We start from the raw sequence: 19,654 nt of genomic DNA, 5'->3' as shown, positions 1-19,654 counted from the left end.
AATATTGGCAGACTGGGCAGTGTCGGCCGCACGGATTGCCGGGCCGACCGCAGGTGACTAGGGTCACACTCATGGACACCTTGCCCCTTCCGGATGACGGCGACACCGCCCGACCGACTCCGGAGCATCTGCGTGAGTTGTACTCGCTCATGGCCGCGGTCCGCCATCTCGATCTCTCGGCTGTCGCGTGGCAGCGCCAGGGGATCATCCCCGGTTACGCCCCGGAGCTGGGCCAGGAAGCCGCCCAGGTGGGAAGCGGCTATGCCGTGGACACCTCACGCGACTTTGTCTTCCCCACGTACCGCGAAATGGGCGTCGCCCGAACCATGGGCGTCAGCATGGTGGAGTACATGTCCACGCACAAGGCGACGTGGCACGGCGGGCTCTACGACCCGGTGAAGTCGCGCCTGGCACCCATCCAGGCCGTGGTGGCAGGGTCAGTCCTGCACGCGGTGGGCTGGGCCCACGGCCAGACCCTGGACGGCAGCGACGCGGTCGCGATGACCTATCTGGGCGACGGCGCCTCCTCGCAGGGCGACGTCCACGAGGCCATGAATTTCGCGGCAGTGATGAAGGCTCCCGTGGTGTTTTTCGTCCAGAACAACGGCTGGGCCATCTCGGTGCCCACCGAGCGCCAGGTGGCCGGCGGCTCTGTCGCTGCCCGTGCCGCCGGTTACGGGATTCCCGCCCTTCAGGTGGACGGGAACGACGTCGTGGCGGTCCTTGCAGCGACCCGGCGGGCCTTCGCCCACTGCCGCTCCGGGAACGGGCCGGTGGTCATCGAGGCCATGACCTACCGGCGAGGCCCGCACTCCACCTCGGATGATCCGGGACGCTACCGCTCACTGGACGAGGAACGCGACGGCGCAGGCGAGGACCCGCTGCACCGCTTCCGGCAGCAACTGCAGGCGGACGGTGTCGCGGACGAGGAGTTCTTCGCCCAGGCGCAGGCCTCCGCCGCCGCGGAAGCGGAGAAAATCCGCGAGGGCCTCGAAGCGCTCGGCCCACGGCCGGGCAATGAGATGTTCGGCCTGGTCTTCCAGGAAACCACCCCGGCGCTGCAGTCGCAGGCCGTCAGCTGGCGCGAGGAGTCAGAGCATGTCTGATACAACGGTTGAAGACGAGGCGACCATGGCCGGCGATCAGCACGGAGCCACCGTCACACTCTCCATGCAGCAGGCGCTGAACCGCGCCCTCGACGAGGTCCTCGCGGAGAACCCGAGGGCGGTGATCTTCGGCGAGGACTGCGGCCGGCTGGGCGGGGTGTTCCGCATCACGGACGGGCTGCAGGCAAAGCACGGCGAGAACCGCGTGTTCGACACGCCGCTGGCGGAGTCCGGCATCCTCGGCATGTCGGTGGGCCTGGCCATGGCCGGCTTCCACCCCATCCCCGAGGTGCAGTTCGACGGCTTCGCCTACCCGGCCATCAGCCAGATCGTCTGCCAGATTGCCCGGATGAACTACCGCAGCAGGGGAACCCTGCCGATGCCGATCACCCTGCGGGTCCCGAGTTTCGGCGGCATCCGCGCCCCGGAACACCACGGCGAAAGCCTTGAGGCTCTCTTCGCCCATGTGCCGGGGCTGAAGGTCGTCTCGCCGTCGAACCCGCACGAGGCGTACCACCTGCTCAAGTACGCTGCCACCCGGCCGGACCCGGTCATCTTCATGGAACCCAAATCGCGGTACTGGCACAAGGGCGACGTCGACACGGCCGACGGCGGTACGCCCACCGGCGCGAAGGTGCTGCGGGAGGGACGGCACCTGACGCTGGTGGCCTGGGGCGCCATGACGGCCCGCTGCCTGCAGGTGGCCGAGCTCGCCGCCGAGGACGGGATCGAGGTCGAGGTCCTGGACTTGCGCTGGCTCAAGCCGATCGACGCCGAGTCCCTGGTGACGTCCGTACGGAAGACGCGGCGCGCCGTCGTCGTCCATGAAGCGCCGCTGACCTCCGGCCTCGGGGCGGAAGTGGCCCAACTGATCACCCGGGGCTGTTTCGACACCCTCAAAGCCCCCGTGGAGCGGGTGACGGGCTTCGACGTCCCCTACCCGTCCGGGGACCTCGAAGACGAATACATTCCCAACATTGACCGAATTCTTTTCGGCTTCCAGCGAGTATTGGAGTATCGACGTGGCTGAAGTTTCCTTCCCACTGCCGGATCTGGGTGAAGGCCTGATCGAGGCGACCATCCTGGAATGGCTCGTCTCCCCCGGCGACCAGGTGGAGCGCAACCAGCCGCTCGTGGAGGTGGAAACCACGAAATCCGCTGTTGAATTGCCAAGCCCGCAGGCAGGTAAGGTGGTGCGTATCCACGGCGGGCCCGGCGACAGGATCAAGGTCGGCGAGCCCCTGATCGTGTTTGAGGTGCCGGATAACACCGCCGGCATCGTGGGCACGGTCCCGACGGAAGAAGCACCGAAGCGCCGGGTCCGCCTGAGCGCCGTACCTGATGAGGACTGACATGATGAGCGGCAGGCACACCGGCGAACAGCACTCCCACACAGTGGAGGGCACGGATCCCCAGCTGTATGTCGCGGTGCATGAGCCCAAGAACGACGCGGGTCTGCGGCCCATCCTGCTGATCCATGGCTTCTCCTCCTCCAGCAAGCTGAACTGGGAGGACACCGGCTGGCTCTCCGCCCTCCTGGACGCCGGCCGGCGGGTCATCACGGTGGACCTGCCCGGCCACGGCCGCAGCGGCGCCCCCGAGGACATGGACTCTTACTCGCCGAGCCGCATGCGCGCGGACCTTCTGCAGATAGCGTTCGACGCCGGCGTGCGGCCCCTGCAGGCCGGTGACCCTTCCAGCGGGCTGGATGTGATCGGCTACTCGCTCGGTTCCCGGCTCGCGTGGGAGTTCGGCGCCACCCAGCCGGAGATCGTGCACCGGCTGGTCCTTGGCGGACCGAACATGGCGGATCCGCTGGCCGACTTCGACCTCGTGGCTGCCCAGCACTACCTGGCTGACGGGACACCGATCGCCGATGAATCCACCGCCGGGCTTCTCAAGATGGCCCAGGCGCTGCCGAGCAACAACATCTTCTCGCTGCTGTCCCTGATCGAGGCGATAAAAACCGAGCCGTACGACCCCGCCGAAGCCGTGCCGCACATGCCCATGCTCCTGGTGGCCGGTGAATACGACGAACGCGCAGCCTCCATGCCGCAGCTCGCGGAACTGGCCGCCAAGGCAGGTTCCCTGGCTGAACAGCTGGTCCTGCCCGGCCGGAACCACACCAACGCCGTGACCAGCCGGGCCTTCAAGCAGGCTGCCATCGGATTCCTCGGCAGCTAGCTGCATCTCAGCTGGCTGTATCTCACCTAGCTGCACCTCACCTAGCTGCACCTCAGCTGGCTGTATCTCACCTAGCTGCACCTCACCTAGCTGCACCTCAGCTGGCTGTATCTCAGCTGGCTGCGTGCCTGGGCTCGGCTCCGGCCAGCCCCGCGGCAGCGCCCAGCGGGCGGACGCACGGATGCCTGCCCGCCGTCCATATCGGCCCCCACCTTTTGAATTCCCCTTGGACGCCGTTGGGTGTCCCGGCGGTAGGCTGGAATTGAAGGGCGGAGAGACCGGGAGAGGAATCCATGGGCATGGTTTTTGAAGACCGGGAGGAAGCCGGCAGGCGTCTTGCCGAGGCTCTCCCGCAGTTCCGCGAACAGCCGGACACCGTGCTGCTCGGACTCGCCCGCGGGGGGATTCCGGTGGCAGTCGCTGCCGCCAAAGTGCTCCACCTTCCGTACGGCGCCGTCCTGGTCCGCAAGCTCGGCATCCCCGGCCATGGTGAGACGGCCTTCGGCGCCCTGGCATATACGGCCGCCGTCGCTGCCGGCGGTGCTGCCGAGCGCGCTGCCGAGGATGCCGGCGGTGCGGCTTCGGCCGAAGCGGGAGGTCCCGCGCCGGCTGGGCCGGGACCTGAAACGGGCGGCCCGGAACCTGGAAGGATTGTGCGCCTGCTCAACAGGCCACTGGTCGAGCGCATCCTCGAGAACGGCGTCCGGCAGGAATGGATGGACCAGGTGGAAAGCCGTGAGCGGGACGAACTGCTCCGCCGCGCCGAAACCTACCCAGGGGGCCATCTGGAACTGCACGGCAAGACTGTCCTGCTGGTCGACGACGGTCTCGCTACCGGTGCCACCATGCGGGCCGCGGTCGAGGCCGTCCGTTCCGCCGGCGCTTCACGGGTGGTGGCGGCCGCCCCCGTGGGTTCGATCGAGGCTGAAAGGTCCCTGTCCCGGGTCTGCGATGTCCTGTGCCTGCACCTGCCGGGCAAGTTCCGGGCCGTGGGAAGCTTCTACCGCCACTTTGACCAGCTGACCGACGACGACGCCATTGGGCTGCTGCACGGCGCCAACGCTTGAGCGCACCCCGCACGGGACGGATGCGGGCCCGGACCTATGGCCCGGGCCCGCATCCGCGAATTGACTATCTACGGCAATCTGTCAGTGCCGACTGACGCCGAGCAGGCGGCCCCTGGTCTCCTTCGCCAGCAGTACGCCAATTGCGGAGATCACGCACAGGACCATGATGTAAATGCCGATCGAACCTGTCCACTTGGTGCTCTGGAGCAGGGACTCCGCAATGGTGGCAGCGAACGCGCCGCCGAGGATGGCACCGAAGGCGTAGCCGATCGAGATCCCCGAGTACCGCACGTTCGCGGGGAACATCTCGGCATACATGGCGGACATGGGGCCGTAGGAAAGGCCCAGGCCGATCGTCAGGACAAACAGCGCCACGCCATAAAGCCAGATGTTTTTGGTGTCGATGAGCGCGAACATCGGGATCATCCAGACGAAGATGATGGCGTAGCCCGTCAGGAAGGTCTTGACGCGGCCGATGCGGTCCGAAAGCCAGCCGCCCGCCAACGTAAAGATCAGCCAGCCGAAGGAGGCAAGGGTCGTGGCGAGCAACACCTGGGGCACGGGCATTTGCAGGGCCCTGGTGGCGTAGGAGATGAAGAAGGCGATCAGCAGGTAACCCGCAGCGTTGTTGGCGATGAAGATCAGCGTTGAGTAGAGGACCGGCTTCTTGTGGTGGCGGATGAGCTCACCCAGAGGGGCCTTGCTCTCAGCCTTGCGGGCGGCCATCTCACGGAAGACAGGGCTTTCCGCTACCGCCCGGCGGATCAGGTATCCGATGACGATCAGCACGATGGACAGCAGGAACGGAACGCGCCAGCCCCACGCGGCAAAGTCCTCCTTCGACATGGCGCTGTTGAGGAAGAACAGGAGGCCCGTGGCCAGGATCATGCCAATCGGGACGCCGATCTGGGGGTATGCGCCGAAGATCCCCCGCTTGCTCATCGGTGCGTGCTCCACGGCCATCAGGGCAGCTCCGCCCCACTCGCCGCCGGCTGAGAAGCCCTGGATGATCCGGAGGGTGATCAACAGGACGGGAGCCCAGAGGCCGATCTGGCTGTACGTCGGCAGAATGCCGATCAGGGATGTTGCTGCCCCCATCATCACGAGTGTGAAGACCAGCATCGCCTTGCGTCCCAGCCGGTCTCCGAGGTGGCCGGCGATGACGGCTCCGAGCGGACGGAAGAGGAAGCTGATGCCGATGAGGGCGAAGGAGAGGATCTGCGCCAGGCCCGGATTGGACTGCTGCAGCGGTGTGAGGAAGAGCGGCGAAAGCAGCGTACCTGTGAGCTGGGCAAAGATGAAGAAGTCGTACCACTCAATGGTGGTGCCGACCAGCGTCCCCGCGAGGACCTTGCGTTCCTCGTGCTTACTGCTGGGGCCGGTCTCGGAATCAACGGAAGAAGCTGCAGTCATTGGAACTCCGTGGCTGGGGCAGAGATTCTGCCGAGGTGGGGGCCGAGCGATTTACTGATCGAACGGTCAGTTGGTATCAAAGAATACTATGAATGTGCGCCAAAGCACACTTAAATCTTCACGCCGGGCTGTCACAGCGCGGCGGGAGCACGAAATCCGCGCTGTGGCGCGGGCGGGGGGTCAGCCAGAGTGTCGATTGAGCCGGAGCCGGCAGGATCAGTCAGTCCGGTTAAGGAATTCTCGAAGCCTGGCCCTGACCGGCTCCCGGTCGTACGTGTTGACGAGGGCACTGGCCATCCGGACCGGATCCCCAAAGAAGAAGTATTCGTAGAGCGACTGGCGGCCTGAGAAGCCTGAGATCGAGGCATCGAACGCCAGTTTGAACAGGCGCACGCGCTCGGGTCCGGTGAGCGTCTTGCCCTGCAGGTAGAGGTCGATGTCGGCCCTCGCCTCGCTGTTCACGTCCGCTTCCCCGGGGAGTGCCATGAGTCCGGAGGCAGAGAACTTCCGGATGATCTGCGGGAAGCGCTGGGCGATCTTCGGATACCAGTTCCGCGCGGCGTTGAGGGTGCTCCACCTGGGCAGCATGACGCCGGCGTCGTTGAGTTCCGCGTCCGCTTCGGAGGCGCGCACCAGCGCTTTGCCGATTTCGACGTCGATGATCAGCTCCGCGATGTCCTCCTGGATGTGCTGGAAACCGTCAATCCCGATGGCGTCAGCCAGTTCTGACGCGAGCCCAAGGAAGAACTGGCTCTTGGCAATCGTGCGGGTCACCACCTGGTGGGTCATGAGCGCACCCGCCCCGGTCTCGGCGTAGAACGAGTTGCACAGCTGCGGGTTCCCGAGCATGAAGATGCGTTCGCCGGGCACGAGGACGTCGTCGAAAATTGCCACCGCGTCCATTTCCTCGTAGCGGGAGGCAAGCGGCTCGTCGTGGGTGCTGCCCCCGTTGTAGAGCGACGTGCGGCACAGGTACCGCAGCCCCGGCGTGTCGTTGGGAATGGCAAAAGCGAAGGAATAGGGCGCATCTTCAGGCGTGCCGCGCAGCACGGTGGACGGGAAGACGAGCAGTTCGTCCGCAATGGGCGCGATGGTGGCCAGCATGCGGGCGCCGCGGATGACAATGCCGTCCTCGCGTTCCTCCACAATGTGCGCGGTAAGCTGGCCGCCGAGCTGTTCGGAGCCGGACACGGACCGGTTGACCTGCGGCGGAATCAGCGTGTGGGTAGCCAGAACATCGTTCTCGCGCGCCCACTCATAGTAGTTGCGGATGTTGTCGGCAAACTTAGGATCAGCCTGGGCAAACCACTTCTCGGCCGTGCCCAGTGCCGTGAGGGCGGAGTTCATGTAGTCGCCCGTGCGGCCCAGGAATCCGTTGGTCGCCTCCGCCCAGGTGGAGATTGCCCGGCGCCGGTGCTGCAGGTCCTCGACGGTCCTGGGCACCAGGAAGGACGCGTTCACCAGGTCCCCTGTGATGGGCGACGTGAACGTGAGCGCTTCCTGGTACTGCTGATCGTGCTGCATGTCGAAGAGCTTCGAGTAGGACCGCGCAACGTTGCGGAAGGCTGGATGCTCTGCCACCTTTTCGCGAACCACTTCGCCGTCGATGACGACATGAGGCGTCATTGCATTGAGCTTGTCCAGATACTGCTGGCCGGTTCGGATTCCCATTGTTCTGTCTCCAGTCGTCGTTGAACTGCAGGGGGTCGTGCGGGTGGTGCGTGTCAGAGAAGGTCTTCCATGCCCAACTGGCTTTCCGGGATGATGGTGAACGCGCTGTTGGCGAAGGCCAGGGCGTCGCCGTTGCGGTAGTTGAAGTCCACTACCTCGCCGAGATAGAGGGTGTGGTCGCCGCCGTCGTACGCCGCCCAGGGTTTGCACTCAAAGTAGGCGAGGACATTGGACAGCCGGGGGGCCGTTTCGCTTTCCACCCACTGGGGCTCGGGGCCGGGGCGGCCGGCGAAGTGCATGGCCAGTTGGCGCTGTTCCGCGCCGAGGATGTTAACGGTGAACGGCCGGCCAGCAAGCTCGTCATGCGCCTTGGTGGCGCGGGCAATGCTGACGAGCACCAGTGGCGGCTCCATGGATACCGAGGTGAAGGAGTTCACGGTAATGCCATGGCGCTTGGTGGCGCCGTCGAAGGTGACGATCGCGACGCCGGTGGCGAACCTGCCGAGACTGCCGCGGAAGCGGTGGGCTCTGGGAACAGACGTCCAGCCCGGGACATCGGGGGCCGCTTCTGGCTTCGCAATCATCATGGATTCCTTAGCTTGCGGAGGCTTAGGTCAGGGGAATGATGGCCGCTGGTGCACCTGCACCACGTGTTCTATAGTTGAACTGTATTCTATAGTTGAACTGATAATTCCTATATGGAACGCTAGCGGAACGTGACGTGCAACACAAGACCTCGACGCAAACCGCTCCTTTCTCCCCGCCTAGGATGGACACCATGACTCCAATCGCCAGCGCCGGTCCGCAGGCTGCGCCCGCCCGGGTTTCCCCGTCGCAGACGCTCTCACGTGGCATCCGGGCCTTGGAAATCATGGCTGAAGCCGAGGCCCCCCTCACGATCGCCGAGCTCGCGGACGCCATGGGCGTGCACCGTTCCGTGGCGTACCGGATCCTCCGGACGCTCGAGGACCACTCGCTGCTGGTGCGGGACGACGCTGGCCGGGTTCAGCCGGGGCCGGGCCTGGCCGTGCTGGCAAGGGGCGTGTCCCGCAACCTCCAGACAGCGGCCCTCCCCGAGCTGACCCAGCTTGCCAATGCCCTGAATATGACCGCCTTCATTGCCGTCTGGGACCATCAGGACTGCGTCACCCTCGTCACTGTGGAGCCCCGGCATTCGGCCGCGACGGTTGTCCAGCACCCCGGATCCCGCCACCCCATCAGCAGCGGCGCCCCCGGCATCGCCATCCAGTCAGCCCTGACGGAACACGACTGGAACCAGCTGGCGCCCGGGGTGCCGTACCGGGCCGAAGCCGCCGAAGCGCGGAAGCGGGGCTATGCCGCAAGCCACGATGAAGTCATTGCCGGCGTTTCCTCGCTGGCCGCTCCCATCAGGGTGCCGGGAGGCCGTCCGGCAGCGGTCGCCGTCGTCTATATCCGATCGTCCCAGGACCCCGCCGACGTCGCCGCGGCGCTGACCGCCAGCGCCGCGCGGATCGAAGCGCAGCTCGCCTGACACCCACGCCCAAGCAGCCCACGCAGCTCACCCCTTGTCGGCGCTCAAAACGGCGTGTGCTGCTATCTAGTTGGGACCCGGCGGACGACGACGGCGGCAGGCGCACCGAGTAGGAACAGCGCCGCTGCGGCGGCGACCGGAATGAGGAAAGCTGCGGTGTATCCCGGGCCCTCTGCCAGCTGGCCAGCGATCGAGGACCCGAGGGCCGTGCCGGCCACGATGCCGCTGGCCAGTGCCGTCATCACCGTTCCTAGCCGCCCGGCGGGCGCTACCGTCCCGCCGATCGCGAAGACGGTCACCATGACCGGCCCAACCGGGAGGCCCAGGACCAGCAGCACCAGGACCATGGTCCAGCCGTCAGCCGGCAGGAGCAGCAGCGTGGACAGTCCGGCCATGACCGCGGCGCACACCAGCCACCGTGCTGTGGCCGGGAACCTGGCCGGCCAATACGCAACGGAAATTGCGGCCGCGGCCGAGCTCAGCCCCATCACCGAGTACAGCAGGCCGGCGACTTCCGATGTTGCAAAGGCGGCGGAAAAGGCACTCAGGGCCGCCTGCGTGGAGCCGAAAAAGGTGCCCATGCAAACCATGGCGAGCACAGGCACTGCGACGGCGGCCAGTCCGGCCAGCCGCCCGCGCTGTGGGGCGTGCGCCGGACGGGACGGTTGCCGGACATGCTTGCGGGGACGGGGCTTGCAGAGGCGGGGGCTGCGCGGAACGGAGCGGTGCGTAGGGTGCACGGCGAAAGCAGGCACGAGCGTGAGGGTCAGTGCCGCGGCAAGGGCAAGCGGCAGCCAGGGAGCTACGAGGCTGGCAAGCACACCTACCAGCGCAGGGCCAAGAACGAAAGTCAATTCATCGGCCATGCTTTCGTAGGACAGCGCCGTATCCAAATCCCTGCCGCTGTCCTTTCGACTCGAGCCGGAAGTCAGGGCCATCCACCTCACCCGCGCCAGCGGCCCCCCCTGGGACAGCTGAGGCCGGCGATGAAGCCTGCCGCGAGGACCGGCCCGGCTGTGCCGAGGTAGTCGCCGTTGGATCCGGCATCGGGGAGTGCAAAGGCCAGGGCAATGAGGGCGAGGACGGCCCCGGTATTGAGGATCGCGGCCACCAGCAGCACCGTTCTTTGGCCCCGGCGGTCCGCGAAGGCACCCAGAACGGGTGCACCCACGGCCGATCCGATGCCCACTGCCCCGGCGGACGCGCCGCCGACTGCATAGGAGCCGCTGACGGAAGTCACCAGGGTCAGGGTTCCGATGGTCAGCATGGCCAGCGGGAGCCGGGCGAACAGACCGAGCGGAATGAAGCCCTTGCCAGCCAGTTGGGGCAGGCGGGCGAACCGGCCGCCGGACTGCGCCGGCGAATCGGTGGGTGATCCGGCGTCGGCCGGGAGGTGCGGGGAGGGGCGCTGAGGCGCCGTGGAAATAGTCATGTATCCGGGCTCGTTCAGTAGTGCGCATCGTCCCTCCTCCCGATGCGCGAAACCCGGTAACTATCCGATTGTACTGGACACCCAGCCCAGTCCGTCAGACTGCCAACACGGCATCGGAGATGTGCAGGGTGGAGCCGTTGCGCCCCTTCACCACCTGGAGCTGGCTGCCGATCCGCTGCTTCATCTCCCCCACGTGGCTGACAAGCCCCACGACGCGGCCACCGTCGCGAAGGCCTTCGAGGGCGTCCATCACCTGCTCAAGTGCCTGCTCATCAAGGCTCCCGAAGCCCTCGTCCACGAAGAGCGTCTCGATGTCCACGCCGCCGGCCTCCTGCTGCACGACGTCTGCCAGTCCCAAGGCGAGTGACAGAGACGCCATGAACGACTCGCCTCCGGAGAGGGTGGACGTGTCACGCCGCTGCCCGGTCCACTCATCCACGACTTCAAGTCCCAGTCCGGATTTTGCGCCCCTCGCGGCCTTTGCGTCCGTGTGCTGCAGCGTGTACCTGCCGTCACTCATGGCGATGAGCCTTTCCGAGGCTGCGATGGCCACCTGTTCAAGCCGGGCGGCCAGCACATAACTGTTAAGGCTCATCCGGTAGCTGTTGTCGCCGCTGCCCGCCGCCGATTGGGCGAGGGCCGTCAGGAGTTCTGCACGTTCCCGCGGTTCCCGGCCGGATTCGGCCAGCTCCTCGTAGTCGACACGCAGGCGGCCCAAGGATGTGCACTTCTGCGCTGCCAGGGCCGCGGCAAGGGCCGCGTCCTTTGACTTTTTCCGCCATTCTTCGGCTTCGGCCGTCAACCGCTCCAGTTCACCCGGCTCGGTGGTGAGGCCGGCTTCCCGCTCCCGTTCCGCCAGGATGAGCTCCTCACTCGCGAAGAGCTCCTCCAGCCGGGCCTGCTCGTCCCGTCCTGCCCGCACCGCGGCCTCCAGGTGCGCTGCCTCCACGGCGGCAAGCAGCGCGGCATGGGCTTCGGCGGCCAAAGAGAATCCCGCTTCCGGCAGCGCCAGGTCCAGCTGGTTCCGGGCTTCGTCCAGTCGTGCCGTTGCCACATCCAGATCGGAGCGGGCCGTCGCCGCCCGCTCCAGCACGTCGATGGTCTTTTCCATACCAGTGCAGCGATGGCCCAGACTCGGGTAGCCGGCCCGCAGTGCGGCAAGCGCGGATTCCAGGTCGGCTGACTGCTGGTCCAGTTCGGTCAGGGCGGACTCGGCCTGGGCTATGCGCGCAAGACATCCCGTCCTCGCCTGCTCAAGATCGGCGATGCGGTCTTCCAGTTCTTCCAGCCGCGCCCGGCTCTCGGCCAGTTGGACGACGGCGGCCTCAGCCTCGGCCGCAGCTTCCCTCGCGACCGCTGCCGCAGCGTGCGCATCGACAGGAGCGGTGTCGCCGCCCTGCCCAGCCAGCACAGCGAGCAGTTGCCGGGCAGCAGAAAGCTCACTATCCAGTGCAGAGAGAGCTGCGTCTGCGGCATCGCAGAGTTCCCTGGCCCGTTCCTCTTCCTCGGCAAGGCCAAGCGCCGATCCCGCGGTGGGCACGGGCGCCGGATGTTCCGTGCCGCCACAGACGGGGCATGGTTCTCCGGCTTCCAGGCGTGCGGCCAGCTCCGCAGCCGCATTGGCAAGGCGCTGCTCCCGGATATCAAGCCACTGTTGCCGGGACTCCTGGTAGGCGTCCCTTCCTCTGACGTGCCGCTCCGTGACGGCTGTGCAGTCGTCTGCCACTGCGCCATAGCGCCGGACGACGTCTACGAGCTCTTCCGCCGCCACAGCTTCCTTGGTGCGGAGCACCGCTTCACCCGCCAGCTGTTCCAGTGGCTGAAGCCCGGCACGCAGCCTGGTGATCTCAGAGCGGAGGGCCAGCAGGGACTCAGCCTGGTCTTTGCTGGAGTCCACCAGTTTTTGACGCTCAATGACCAGCCCCGCACTCCGTGCCGCCAGCCCGGCCAGCCTGTCTTCATCCGCGAGACGTGCATTCACCACGGCCAGCAGCCCGCGCAGCCGGCCCAGTTCGGCGGCCACGTCAATGGAGGCCGGGTCGGTGTGCGCCAGCTCCGCATCCGTCCGCACCGCCACGTGCAGGTCCGCTGAGGCGCGTTCCATTGCGGCAACCGATCGCTCCAGGGCCGTTTCGGCCGCACGCACGGCCTGAAGTTGTCCGCCGAGGGTCTCCGCCTTGCGGTGCAGCGCAAGCCGGGCGGCACCTTGTTCGAGCACTGGGGCGGCAGCAGAAGCCTCTGATTTTCGGCGCATGGCGGCGGTGAGTTTCAGCTGCCGGCCTTCACGGGCCTTTTCGTCGTCCAGCCGAACGGCATGCTCGTCGCGGAGGAGATCACATTCCTCCGCCGCTGCACCCAGCTCCGAGGCGCGGAGTGAGGCGGCCTCCTCCAACCAGCCCAGGAGTTCACGGTCGCCTGAGTCCGGCGCTGCAGCCAGGTCCAGCTCAAGGGCTGCAGCTTCGTCCCTGGCCCTCGCCATCAGCATGGCGAGTTTGCCGTTGTGCCCGGTGACTTCCTTGGCGGCTTCGGCTGCCTTGAGTGCCAATTCACGTTCCACGGCTTCAAACCGTTCGGTCCCGAACAGCTTCTGCAGCAGGTCAAGGCGGTCTGACGCCTTGGACCGAAGGAAGGCCGCGAAATCGCCCTGCGGGAGCATGACCACCCGGGTGAACTGTTCCCTGTCCATGCCGAGGATCCCGGCTATCTCGGCTCCGGCCTCGTCGTTCCGGCCGGACTTCTCAATCCACTCACCGCCGATCCGTTCGCGCAGCAGCGTCTTGGGCTGCTGGGTGGTGAAGCCGTTCCGGCTGCGGGTGCTCGGCCTGTCCCAGGCCGGAGAACGGGACACTTCAAAGCGCCTGCCGCGTGCTGTGAATTCACAGCTCACGCGGGGTTCTGTTGCCGCATCGGCGTGGTCGCTGCGCAGCCGTTTGCCGTCCTGACGCGCGCCCGGCACCGAACCGTAGAGGGCGTAGCAAATGGCGTCCAGCACGCTGGTCTTTCCGGCACCGGTGGCGCCGTTGAGGAGAAACAGCCCATGGGCGCTGAGCCGGTCGAAGTCGATTTTTTCGGTGCCGGCGAATGGGCCGAAGGCACAGATTTCCAGCCGGTGGATCCTCATAGTGACACTCCCTGCAGGCGCACGGTCTCCAACGCTTCGGTCAGGACATTTCGCTCTTCTTCGTCGGGCTGGCGGCCGCGGACATGTTCCAGGAACCCGCAGCAGATGGAAAGATCATCTTCAGCCTCGGCCAGGCGGCTGCTGTAGCTGACTTTGGCGGAAGCCGGCGCGCCTTCCGGATCGAAGCCCAGGACCAGGGTGTCAGGGAACCTCGCCCGTAGCCGCTCCATGGCCTGCGACGGACGCTGCGCGTCAGTCAGGGTCACCTGGCAGTAAGCGTCCTCCGCCCAGGCGTGGTCATCGGACTCCAGCAGGTCCGCAATGGTTCCGCGGAGGACGGCGAGTTTCCTCGGCGCCTCCCAATTGATTTCCTGCACCCCCGTGACTCCGGACGCATCCATGTCGATGAGCCACCCGCCTTTGCGGTGCTTTGCCTCGGAAAAGGAGTAAGCCAGTGGAGAACCCGAATATCTCACTTCGGGCGATAACTGCTGGCGGCCGTGGAGGTGGCCCAGGGCGGTGAAACTGAAGCCGTCGAAAAGATCCAGCGGCACGGCGCCGACTCCTCCGATGCTGAGGTCACGCTCGCTGTCCGAGCTGATCCCGCCGCTGGCGAAGGTGTGTGCCAGCACCACCGAGTGGACGGTCCGCGACTGGCTGCGCCGGGCCAGGTCCGCCCGGATCCGCGCCGTGGCTGCCCGTGTGACATCGAACTGGCTGGCCGTCTCCACGCCCAGCTGATCGGCCACGAGGCGCGGCTCCAGCCATGGAATGCCGTAAATAGCCAGCGCCGGGCTGCAGCCGTCGTCTGCCTCGTTCACCAAGGCCCGGTCGACCAACGGCCGGTTCCCCGGCAGCCTGTCCTCCAGGGGAATCATCAGGGGCGTCTCCAGATCCGCGAGCCGGGTGCGCAGGTGCACCCCTCCGCGCTCCAGGAGCCGAGAGGCAAAACCGAGTCTGATGGCGGAGTCATGGTTCCCGCTGGTCAGCACCACGCGGGCACCGGCACCGGTCAGCCGCACCAGGGCGTCGTCGAGCAGCCCCACGACGTCGACCCCGGGCAATGCGCGGTCGTACACGTCGCCGGCGATGAGGACAACGTCGACGGACAATTCCTCGACCTGGGCAACCAGCTGGTCGATGAAATCGCGCTGGGCTTCGAGCATGCCAACGCCGTGGAAAGACCGGCCCAGATGCCAGTCGGAGGTGTGCAATAACCGCATATTCTTACGCTATCCGTAGGCCCTGACAATATTGGCGACCGTCCTTGGCGCGTCCCGAGACACACTCGAGAACGGCCAGACGCACACGTCTCCGCCGGTGTCTGCGCTGAACCACTGGCCCCTCTGGAGTACCAGCCGGGCTATGTGTTCCGCGGGCCGTCGAAAAAGTCGCGCGCTTCGTCGTCCGGTGCTTGGTCGCCGCGTGCTTCGTCGCCGCCGCGTGCTTCGTCATGCGGTGCTTCATCGTTCGGGGCGGCGGCAGGAACGTCGTGGTCATCGTCGTCGGATTCCGCTCCGGCCGCACCGCCCGTTCCATGAACGGCCGCACCCGTGCTGGCTGTGCTGGCTGTGCTGCCCGTGCCGGCTGCGCTGACTGTGCCAGCCGAGAAGCCGCGGAAAACAAGCCCGGTGATGGCCGCGCCCACCAGCGGGGCAACCCAGAACAGCCACAGCTGCCCCAGCCCCCAGCTGCTGTTGAAGAGGGCGGATGCCGTGGCGCGGGCGGGGTTGAAGGGCGCATTGCCGATAGCCTGGCCAAGCTGCAGCAGCACAGCCAGCGACAGGCCGACGGCGAACGGCGCTGCCGCCGCGTGAACATTCCGGCGGGCGGTGGTGCCGAGGAAGACGGCGACCAAGAGGGCAGCTCCCACGACTTCGGCCAGGAGGACACCGGCCATGGACGCCTGGATGGCGGAGTGCTCGCCGAAGCCGGCAGTTACGGTGTCGAAGGCTGCCCTCGTGTCAGGGATGTTGGGGACAGTCCGGAGGATGCCGAACAGCGTCAGCGCGCCGGCAACGGCACCCAGGAGCTGCGCCACGAGATAGGCGCCGGCGTCCATGGGCCGGATCCGGCCGGCAACCAGGTTGCCCAGGGTGATGGCCGGGTTGAAGTGGCCTCCGGAGATGTAGGCGAACGCCAGCATCGCGGCCGTCACCGCCAGGCCGCCGGCGAGCGCTGCCGGCAGCGGGTTCGATTGCGGAAGGGTGAAAAGCGGCACGCCCAGCCCGGCGATGACCAGGAACAGGGTTCCGAACGCTTCGGCCGCGAGCCGGGAAACGAGTCCGGGCCGGAAGCCGGCGTCACCCGCGGGGTGCAGCTCGGCGTCGGTCGTGGTTACGGACGCAGGGGTGGTCATGTTCGGAGGATCCTTTGTTTTGGTGAGCCTGGACCACCGGCGACTGCCGGGGTCAGCCTCTGCATTCTGCCAGCAGAATCTGGACGGTTGCTGAGATCGAGCTTAGCCGCCTGCCGCCTTTGCCAGCGGCTTGTGCCATGAGCCTGCGACAGAAGACGCCGACATAAGGCACGGCGGAGGGCGCACGCAGAAGAAGTGCCGAGGGCATGCCTCCGGCTCATGCAGGTAAATTTACCTGCATGAGCAATGATCCCGGCACGTCGGCCGCGCCCTCCCCGAAGTCCCGCATCCACGGCTGCCTATTAGCTGGCGCACTCGGGGACTCCCTCGGCTACGCGATCGAGTTTGATTCGATCGCGGCCATCCGCAGCCGTTTCGGCGTGGACGGGTTGCGGGACTTTGCAGCGCTCGACGGCGGGACCCACTTTTCCGACGACACGCAAATGACGCTGTACACGGCGGACGGTCTCGTCGAGGCGCTGGAATGGGCCAATTCAGGGGTGGGCGCCGACGCCAATGCCTGCGTGTGGCTCGCCTACCTGCGCTGGCTCGACACGCAGGGCGTGTCTGCCCCGGAGCACGCCCCTCGGCCTCAGCCGCGCTGGATCGACCGGCAGCCGGTGCTCAGGCACCGCCGGGCCCCCGGCAATGCCTGCCTGAGCGGACTGGCCACCGGAGAGATGGGGACTGTATACCGTCCGGTCAATCCGGACTCGAAGGGCTGCGGAACGGTCATGCGGTCCGCGCCCTTCGGACTGATCCCACACATTCCGGCCGACTCCGTCTACAAACTGAGCGCAGATGCCGCGTCCCTCACCCACGGTCATCCGTCCGCACGCCAAAGCGCCGGCGTTTTCAGCCTGCTCATCCACTGGCTGGTCCAGGGCCAAGGGCTGCTTGACGCCGCAGAGGCGGCGGCAGCCCACGTCCGGTCTGATCCGGACGCAGCGCCGGAGCTCAGCGAGCGCCTCAGCGCTGCCCTCCGCCTTGCCGGTGGGGGTGCCAACAGTCTGCTCAGCCCCGAGGAGCTTGTCCGGGAGCTTGGCGAGGGCTGGGTCGCCGAGGAGGCACTCGCCGTCGGGCTTTACGCGGTCCTCGCCACCGCGGCGGGTGGCACGAGAGAGCCACAGCCTCCGATGAAGCACTTCAAGGAAGCCATCGCACTCGCCATCAACCACAGCGGGGACAGCGATTCCACCGGTTCCATCGCCGGGAACATCCTGGGCGCCTACTACGGCGAAGAATGCCTGCCCTCGGACTGGCTTGAAGCACTCGAAGCACCCGAGGTGATCCGCGGCGTGGCGGACCAGCTTGTGTCCGTTACAACTGCCTGAGAGAAATGTTGTTGCAGGCCTCGCAGACGTCCTCCGGGATCATGCCCCGGCGCTGCAGGAAGCCGAATATCGCACAGCCGAGGCAGAATCCGGCGAATGCCTCCAGCGACGCGGCGACGATCAGCACGGCAAGCAGGCTCCAGGCTGCCGGCGCCAGATTCGCCAGGAACAGCGCAGCCGCAGCAGTGGAGACCGCCGCGCCGATGCCCTGCGCGAAACGCTTGGGCGGTCCGGGGACCAGCTTGGCGCGGCCCAGTCTCGGGGCGAGCACCTTGACGGAGAGCAGTGCCAGCGGGGAGATCCGGGGACCGAACAGCACCCTGAGCCAGAAACCGGCAGCGATGATGACGAGGCCCCAGCCGAAGCCGGTCAGGAGCGTGGCCACGGCGAGCAGCGCCACGAGACCGGCGGTGATCCGGGCAGCGTAATCGTTCACTGGATTGGGAAAGGCAAACACGGCCCGCCAGTCCACGCCGGCCGTTGCGGTGGCTGCGGACGTCGTTGAATCGCTTTGTCTGCTCATGCAGCAAGGCTAGGAGCGCAGCGTCACCGCTGGGAAGCTATGTTGCGCCAGATGAATTCCGCCGGCTTAATTCCGGGCCTAATTCCGGCAGACCCCGCCCCCGCCGACCATCTGCAGGAATTCGCCTTCCGAGAGCACCTCGATCGATTGGCCCCGGTCATGCAGCTCGAGGACCCGCTTGGCCTTTCCGGTCAGCCGGCCCGACCGGAGGTCACCGGCGTCGAACCCGTCGCCCACCACCAGGACGCTGGTCCTTGCCGTTACCCGGCTTTCCGGGCGGGCCCCCATCTCGGCAGACCGGATCTTGGCCTCCGGCCGCGGCATGGCCAGCTGGCCCGTGAACACCACAGTCTGGCCGTAGAGCGGGTTGCCGGGCTCGGCGTCAGGGCTGGGTGCAGGATTGTCCCCTTCCTCCGGCCAGCCGCTCCGGAAGGGCCGGACAGGATCAGTGCCGCCCAAGGCAGCCAGCGCCGTGAGGGTTGCCTTGGAGAGGGAGTCACGGGTCGGATCAAATGCCTGCTGCTGTGGTATCGACAGGCCGAGGGACAGGTAAAGCTCGGCGATGCTGTTCGCCTGGTTGCGGGCAGCGATATCGATCAGGATGCCGGCGCATGCCCTGGCATCCTCGGCGGCGTCGTGGTGGTTGACCAGGGGCACGCCGGCCTCTTCGGCAGCGAACGGCAGGGAATTGGAGACCAGCGAGTAGCAGCGGCGGGACAGCATCACGGTGCAGACATAGTCGTAGGCGGGTCCGGGAAGGCCGGAGACCTCCAGGCCTGAGCGGATCACCCCCAGGTCGAAGGCGGCATTGTGCGCGGCCAGGACGTCGTCGCCGATGAAGGCGCCGATCTCGGGAAAGAGGTCGCCGAAGCGTGGCCGGTCCGCCACGTGCTCGGGCCTGATGCCGTGGATCCGCACGTTGTGGTAGTCGAACGCATCGTGGTTTTCGGGCGGCCGCATGAGCCAGGACGCCTCCTCAACGATGACACCCCCGCGGACCTTGCTGAGGCCAACGGCGCACGGAGAACCGCGAAAGCCGTTGGCGGTCTCGAAGTCGATCGCCGTAAAGTCCAAACTCACGGGGACAACTTTAGCCCCGCGGGAGCGGCGGAACGGTCAAGTACCCTTGGAAGGTGAACTTTAATGCCATCAGCGACTTTGCCGTGCCCACGCTAGGAGGAGCCGGACCGGTCCAGCCGCAGCTGGCCTCGTTCCTGCCCGACTGGCTCAACCCCCAGACCTTCCTCGCCGACCCCGCCCTGGCGCCGTGGGTTGTGCTGCTGGTCTGCGGGATCATCTTCGCCGAAACCGGGCTGCTGATCGGCTTCTTCCTTCCCGGTGATTCCTTGCTCTTCACGGCCGGCCTGCTCGTGGCCACGGACACCATCAAGTTCAACATCGGTTTCTTCGCCCCCCTCATCATCATGTCCGCCATCATCGGAAACCAGACGGGCTACCTCATTGGGTCCAAGGCCGGTCCGGCGATCTTTAATAAGCCGGATTCCAGGCTGTTCAAGCACGAAAACGTGGAAAGCGCCCACAAGTTCTTCGAAAAGCACGGCGGCAAGGCACTCATTCTCGCCCGCTTCGTTCCCATCATCCGGACGTTCGTTCCGGTCATCGTCGGTGTGGCCCAGATGGACAAGCGGAAGTTTTTCCTCTTCAACGTCATCGGCGCGGTCCTGTGGGGCGGCGGCGTAACGCTCCTCGGCTACCTGCTGGGTGACACGATTCCGTGGGTCCGGGAAAACCTGGACATCATCTTCGTGGTCATTGTCCTGCTCTCGGTGATTCCGATCGGGATTGAGGTGCTCCGTGGAAGGGCCGCCAAACGCCAGGCAGCCAAGTACGGAACGGACGTCGTGGAGGAGTTCATCGAGGAGCACGAGCCCGAAGAGGAACGCAAAACGCCCTAGGGCTCGTCACGCACG

General features: G+C 66.4%; 16 protein-coding genes and 1 pseudogene. 8 read left to right on the top strand and 9 right to left on the bottom strand.

Translation table 11 applies throughout. From position 1 onward, the window contains the following. Positions 1-71: 71 nt before the first annotated feature. The 5 genes from J7E80_RS18280 to J7E80_RS18260 all read left to right on the top strand — a co-directional run bounded on the left by J7E80_RS18280 (position 72) and on the right by J7E80_RS18260 (position 4,357). Positions 72-1,106, top strand: coding sequence for a thiamine pyrophosphate-dependent enzyme (locus J7E80_RS18280; RefSeq protein ID WP_215053631.1), 1,035 nt, complete (start codon positions 72-74; stop codon positions 1,104-1,106). Next, positions 1,099-2,136 (top strand): alpha-ketoacid dehydrogenase subunit beta, encoded by a 1,038-nt coding sequence (locus J7E80_RS18275; RefSeq protein WP_396020806.1) that lies wholly within the window; start codon positions 1,099-1,101, stop codon positions 2,134-2,136. Before J7E80_RS18280 ends, J7E80_RS18275 begins: the two co-directional genes overlap by 8 nt. Continuing rightward, on the top strand, positions 2,129-2,458 hold the full coding sequence (locus tag J7E80_RS18270; RefSeq protein ID WP_215053630.1) for a biotin/lipoyl-containing protein: 330 nt from the start codon (positions 2,129-2,131) through the stop codon (positions 2,456-2,458). Before J7E80_RS18275 ends, J7E80_RS18270 begins: the two co-directional genes overlap by 8 nt. Positions 2,459-2,462: 4 nt before the next feature. Next, a complete protein-coding gene (locus tag J7E80_RS18265) occupies positions 2,463-3,290 on the top strand; it encodes an alpha/beta fold hydrolase (protein ID WP_215053669.1) in 828 nt (275 codons plus the stop codon). A gap of 293 nt (positions 3,291-3,583) precedes the next feature. Continuing rightward, entirely contained in the window at positions 3,584-4,357 is a 774-nt protein-coding gene (locus J7E80_RS18260; RefSeq protein ID WP_251037023.1) for a phosphoribosyltransferase, read from the top strand. 81 nt (positions 4,358-4,438) lie between these two features. Here J7E80_RS18260 and J7E80_RS18255 read toward each other — a convergent pair whose 3' ends face one another. The 3 genes from J7E80_RS18255 to J7E80_RS18245 all read right to left on the bottom strand — a co-directional run bounded on the left by J7E80_RS18255 (position 4,439) and on the right by J7E80_RS18245 (position 8,028). Beyond that, entirely contained in the window at positions 4,439-5,770 is a 1,332-nt protein-coding gene (locus J7E80_RS18255) for an MFS transporter (protein ID WP_215053628.1), read from the bottom strand. Between the two features lie 216 nt (positions 5,771-5,986). After that, entirely contained in the window at positions 5,987-7,441 is a 1,455-nt protein-coding gene (gene hpaB / locus J7E80_RS18250; RefSeq protein ID WP_215053627.1) for a 4-hydroxyphenylacetate 3-monooxygenase, oxygenase component, read from the bottom strand. A 53-nt stretch (positions 7,442-7,494) separates the two neighbouring features. Beyond that, positions 7,495-8,028, bottom strand: a complete 534-nt coding sequence (locus tag J7E80_RS18245; protein WP_396020805.1) for a flavin reductase family protein — start codon at positions 8,026-8,028, stop codon at positions 7,495-7,497. Positions 8,029-8,219: 191 nt separating this feature from the next. Between J7E80_RS18245 and J7E80_RS18240 the strand changes: the two genes are divergently transcribed. Beyond that, entirely contained in the window at positions 8,220-8,954 is a 735-nt protein-coding gene (locus tag J7E80_RS18240; RefSeq protein WP_215053626.1) for an IclR family transcriptional regulator, read from the top strand. A 62-nt stretch (positions 8,955-9,016) separates the two neighbouring features. Here J7E80_RS18240 and J7E80_RS18235 read toward each other — a convergent pair. The 4 genes and pseudogenes from J7E80_RS18235 to J7E80_RS18220 all read right to left on the bottom strand — a co-directional run bounded on the left by J7E80_RS18235 (position 9,017) and on the right by J7E80_RS18220 (position 15,866). After that, positions 9,017-10,386: pseudogene (locus J7E80_RS18235) on the bottom strand (MFS transporter). 94 nt (positions 10,387-10,480) lie between these two features. Continuing rightward, positions 10,481-13,507 carry an AAA family ATPase gene (locus J7E80_RS18230; RefSeq protein ID WP_215053625.1) on the bottom strand — a complete coding sequence of 1,009 codons (3,027 nt, stop codon included), beginning with the start codon at positions 13,505-13,507 and terminating at the stop codon, positions 10,481-10,483. Beyond that, complete coding sequence (locus J7E80_RS18225) at positions 13,504-14,730, bottom strand: exonuclease SbcCD subunit D (RefSeq protein ID WP_215053624.1); 1,227 nt, start codon at positions 14,728-14,730, stop codon at positions 13,504-13,506. The genes J7E80_RS18230 and J7E80_RS18225 overlap by 4 nt, the downstream gene beginning before the upstream one ends. Positions 14,731-14,870: 140 nt before the next feature. Beyond that, positions 14,871-15,866, bottom strand: coding sequence for an MIP/aquaporin family protein (locus tag J7E80_RS18220; protein ID WP_215053623.1), 996 nt, complete (start codon positions 15,864-15,866; stop codon positions 14,871-14,873). Positions 15,867-16,105: 239 nt separating this feature from the next. Here J7E80_RS18220 and J7E80_RS18215 point away from each other — a divergent pair, with 239 nt between their 5' ends. Then, the gene (locus J7E80_RS18215) at positions 16,106-17,200 is read left to right on the top strand and encodes an ADP-ribosylglycohydrolase family protein (protein WP_215053622.1); all 1,095 of its coding nucleotides are present in this window, start codon (positions 16,106-16,108) and stop codon (positions 17,198-17,200) included. Here J7E80_RS18215 and J7E80_RS18210 read toward each other — a convergent pair. Further along, positions 17,187-17,723: a DUF4395 domain-containing protein gene (locus J7E80_RS18210; RefSeq protein WP_215053621.1), complete on the bottom strand. Its 537-nt coding sequence runs from the start codon at positions 17,721-17,723 to the stop codon at positions 17,187-17,189. The genes J7E80_RS18215 and J7E80_RS18210 overlap by 14 nt on opposite strands. Positions 17,724-17,801: 78 nt before the next feature. After that, entirely contained in the window at positions 17,802-18,803 is a 1,002-nt protein-coding gene (locus J7E80_RS18205; protein WP_215053620.1) for an exonuclease domain-containing protein, read from the bottom strand. Between the two features lie 68 nt (positions 18,804-18,871). Between J7E80_RS18205 and J7E80_RS18200 the strand changes: the two genes are divergently transcribed. Next, positions 18,872-19,639, top strand: a complete 768-nt coding sequence (locus J7E80_RS18200; RefSeq protein WP_215053667.1) for a VTT domain-containing protein — start codon at positions 18,872-18,874, stop codon at positions 19,637-19,639. The last annotated feature ends 15 nt before the right edge of the window (positions 19,640-19,654 follow it).

It is taken from the genome of Arthrobacter sp. ISL-28, from assembly GCF_018613875.1.
GTDB lineage: Bacteria > Actinomycetota > Actinomycetes > Actinomycetales > Micrococcaceae > Arthrobacter.
Note: the sequence above shows the minus strand (reverse complement) of the source record. Positions and strands in the feature narration are given on the sequence as shown.

What these genes read in the sequence shown, in the direction of transcription:
- J7E80_RS18255 (WP_215053628.1), bottom strand. Translation starts at nt 5,770, where the DNA reads ATGACTGCAGCTTCTTCCGTTGATTCCGAGACCGGCCCCAGCAGTAAG.
- J7E80_RS18225 (WP_215053624.1), bottom strand. Translation starts at nt 14,730, where the DNA reads ATGCGGTTATTGCACACCTCCGACTGGCATCTGGGCCGGTCTTTCCAC.
- J7E80_RS18265 (WP_215053669.1), top strand. Translation starts at nt 2,463, where the DNA reads ATGAGCGGCAGGCACACCGGCGAACAGCACTCCCACACAGTGGAGGGC.
- J7E80_RS18230 (WP_215053625.1), bottom strand. Translation starts at nt 13,507, where the DNA reads ATGAGGATCCACCGGCTGGAAATCTGTGCCTTCGGCCCATTCGCCGGC.
- J7E80_RS18245 (WP_396020805.1), bottom strand. Translation starts at nt 8,028, where the DNA reads ATGATGATTGCGAAGCCAGAAGCGGCCCCCGATGTCCCGGGCTGGACG.
- J7E80_RS18215 (WP_215053622.1), top strand. Translation starts at nt 16,106, where the DNA reads ATGAGCAATGATCCCGGCACGTCGGCCGCGCCCTCCCCGAAGTCCCGC.
- J7E80_RS18280 (WP_215053631.1), top strand. Translation starts at nt 72, where the DNA reads ATGGACACCTTGCCCCTTCCGGATGACGGCGACACCGCCCGACCGACT.
- J7E80_RS18210 (WP_215053621.1), bottom strand. Translation starts at nt 17,723, where the DNA reads ATGAGCAGACAAAGCGATTCAACGACGTCCGCAGCCACCGCAACGGCC.
- J7E80_RS18220 (WP_215053623.1), bottom strand. Translation starts at nt 15,866, where the DNA reads ATGACCACCCCTGCGTCCGTAACCACGACCGACGCCGAGCTGCACCCC.
- J7E80_RS18275 (WP_396020806.1), top strand. Translation starts at nt 1,099, where the DNA reads ATGTCTGATACAACGGTTGAAGACGAGGCGACCATGGCCGGCGATCAG.
- J7E80_RS18260 (WP_251037023.1), top strand. Translation starts at nt 3,584, where the DNA reads ATGGGCATGGTTTTTGAAGACCGGGAGGAAGCCGGCAGGCGTCTTGCC.
- hpaB (WP_215053627.1), bottom strand. Translation starts at nt 7,441, where the DNA reads ATGGGAATCCGAACCGGCCAGCAGTATCTGGACAAGCTCAATGCAATG.
- J7E80_RS18240 (WP_215053626.1), top strand. Translation starts at nt 8,220, where the DNA reads ATGACTCCAATCGCCAGCGCCGGTCCGCAGGCTGCGCCCGCCCGGGTT.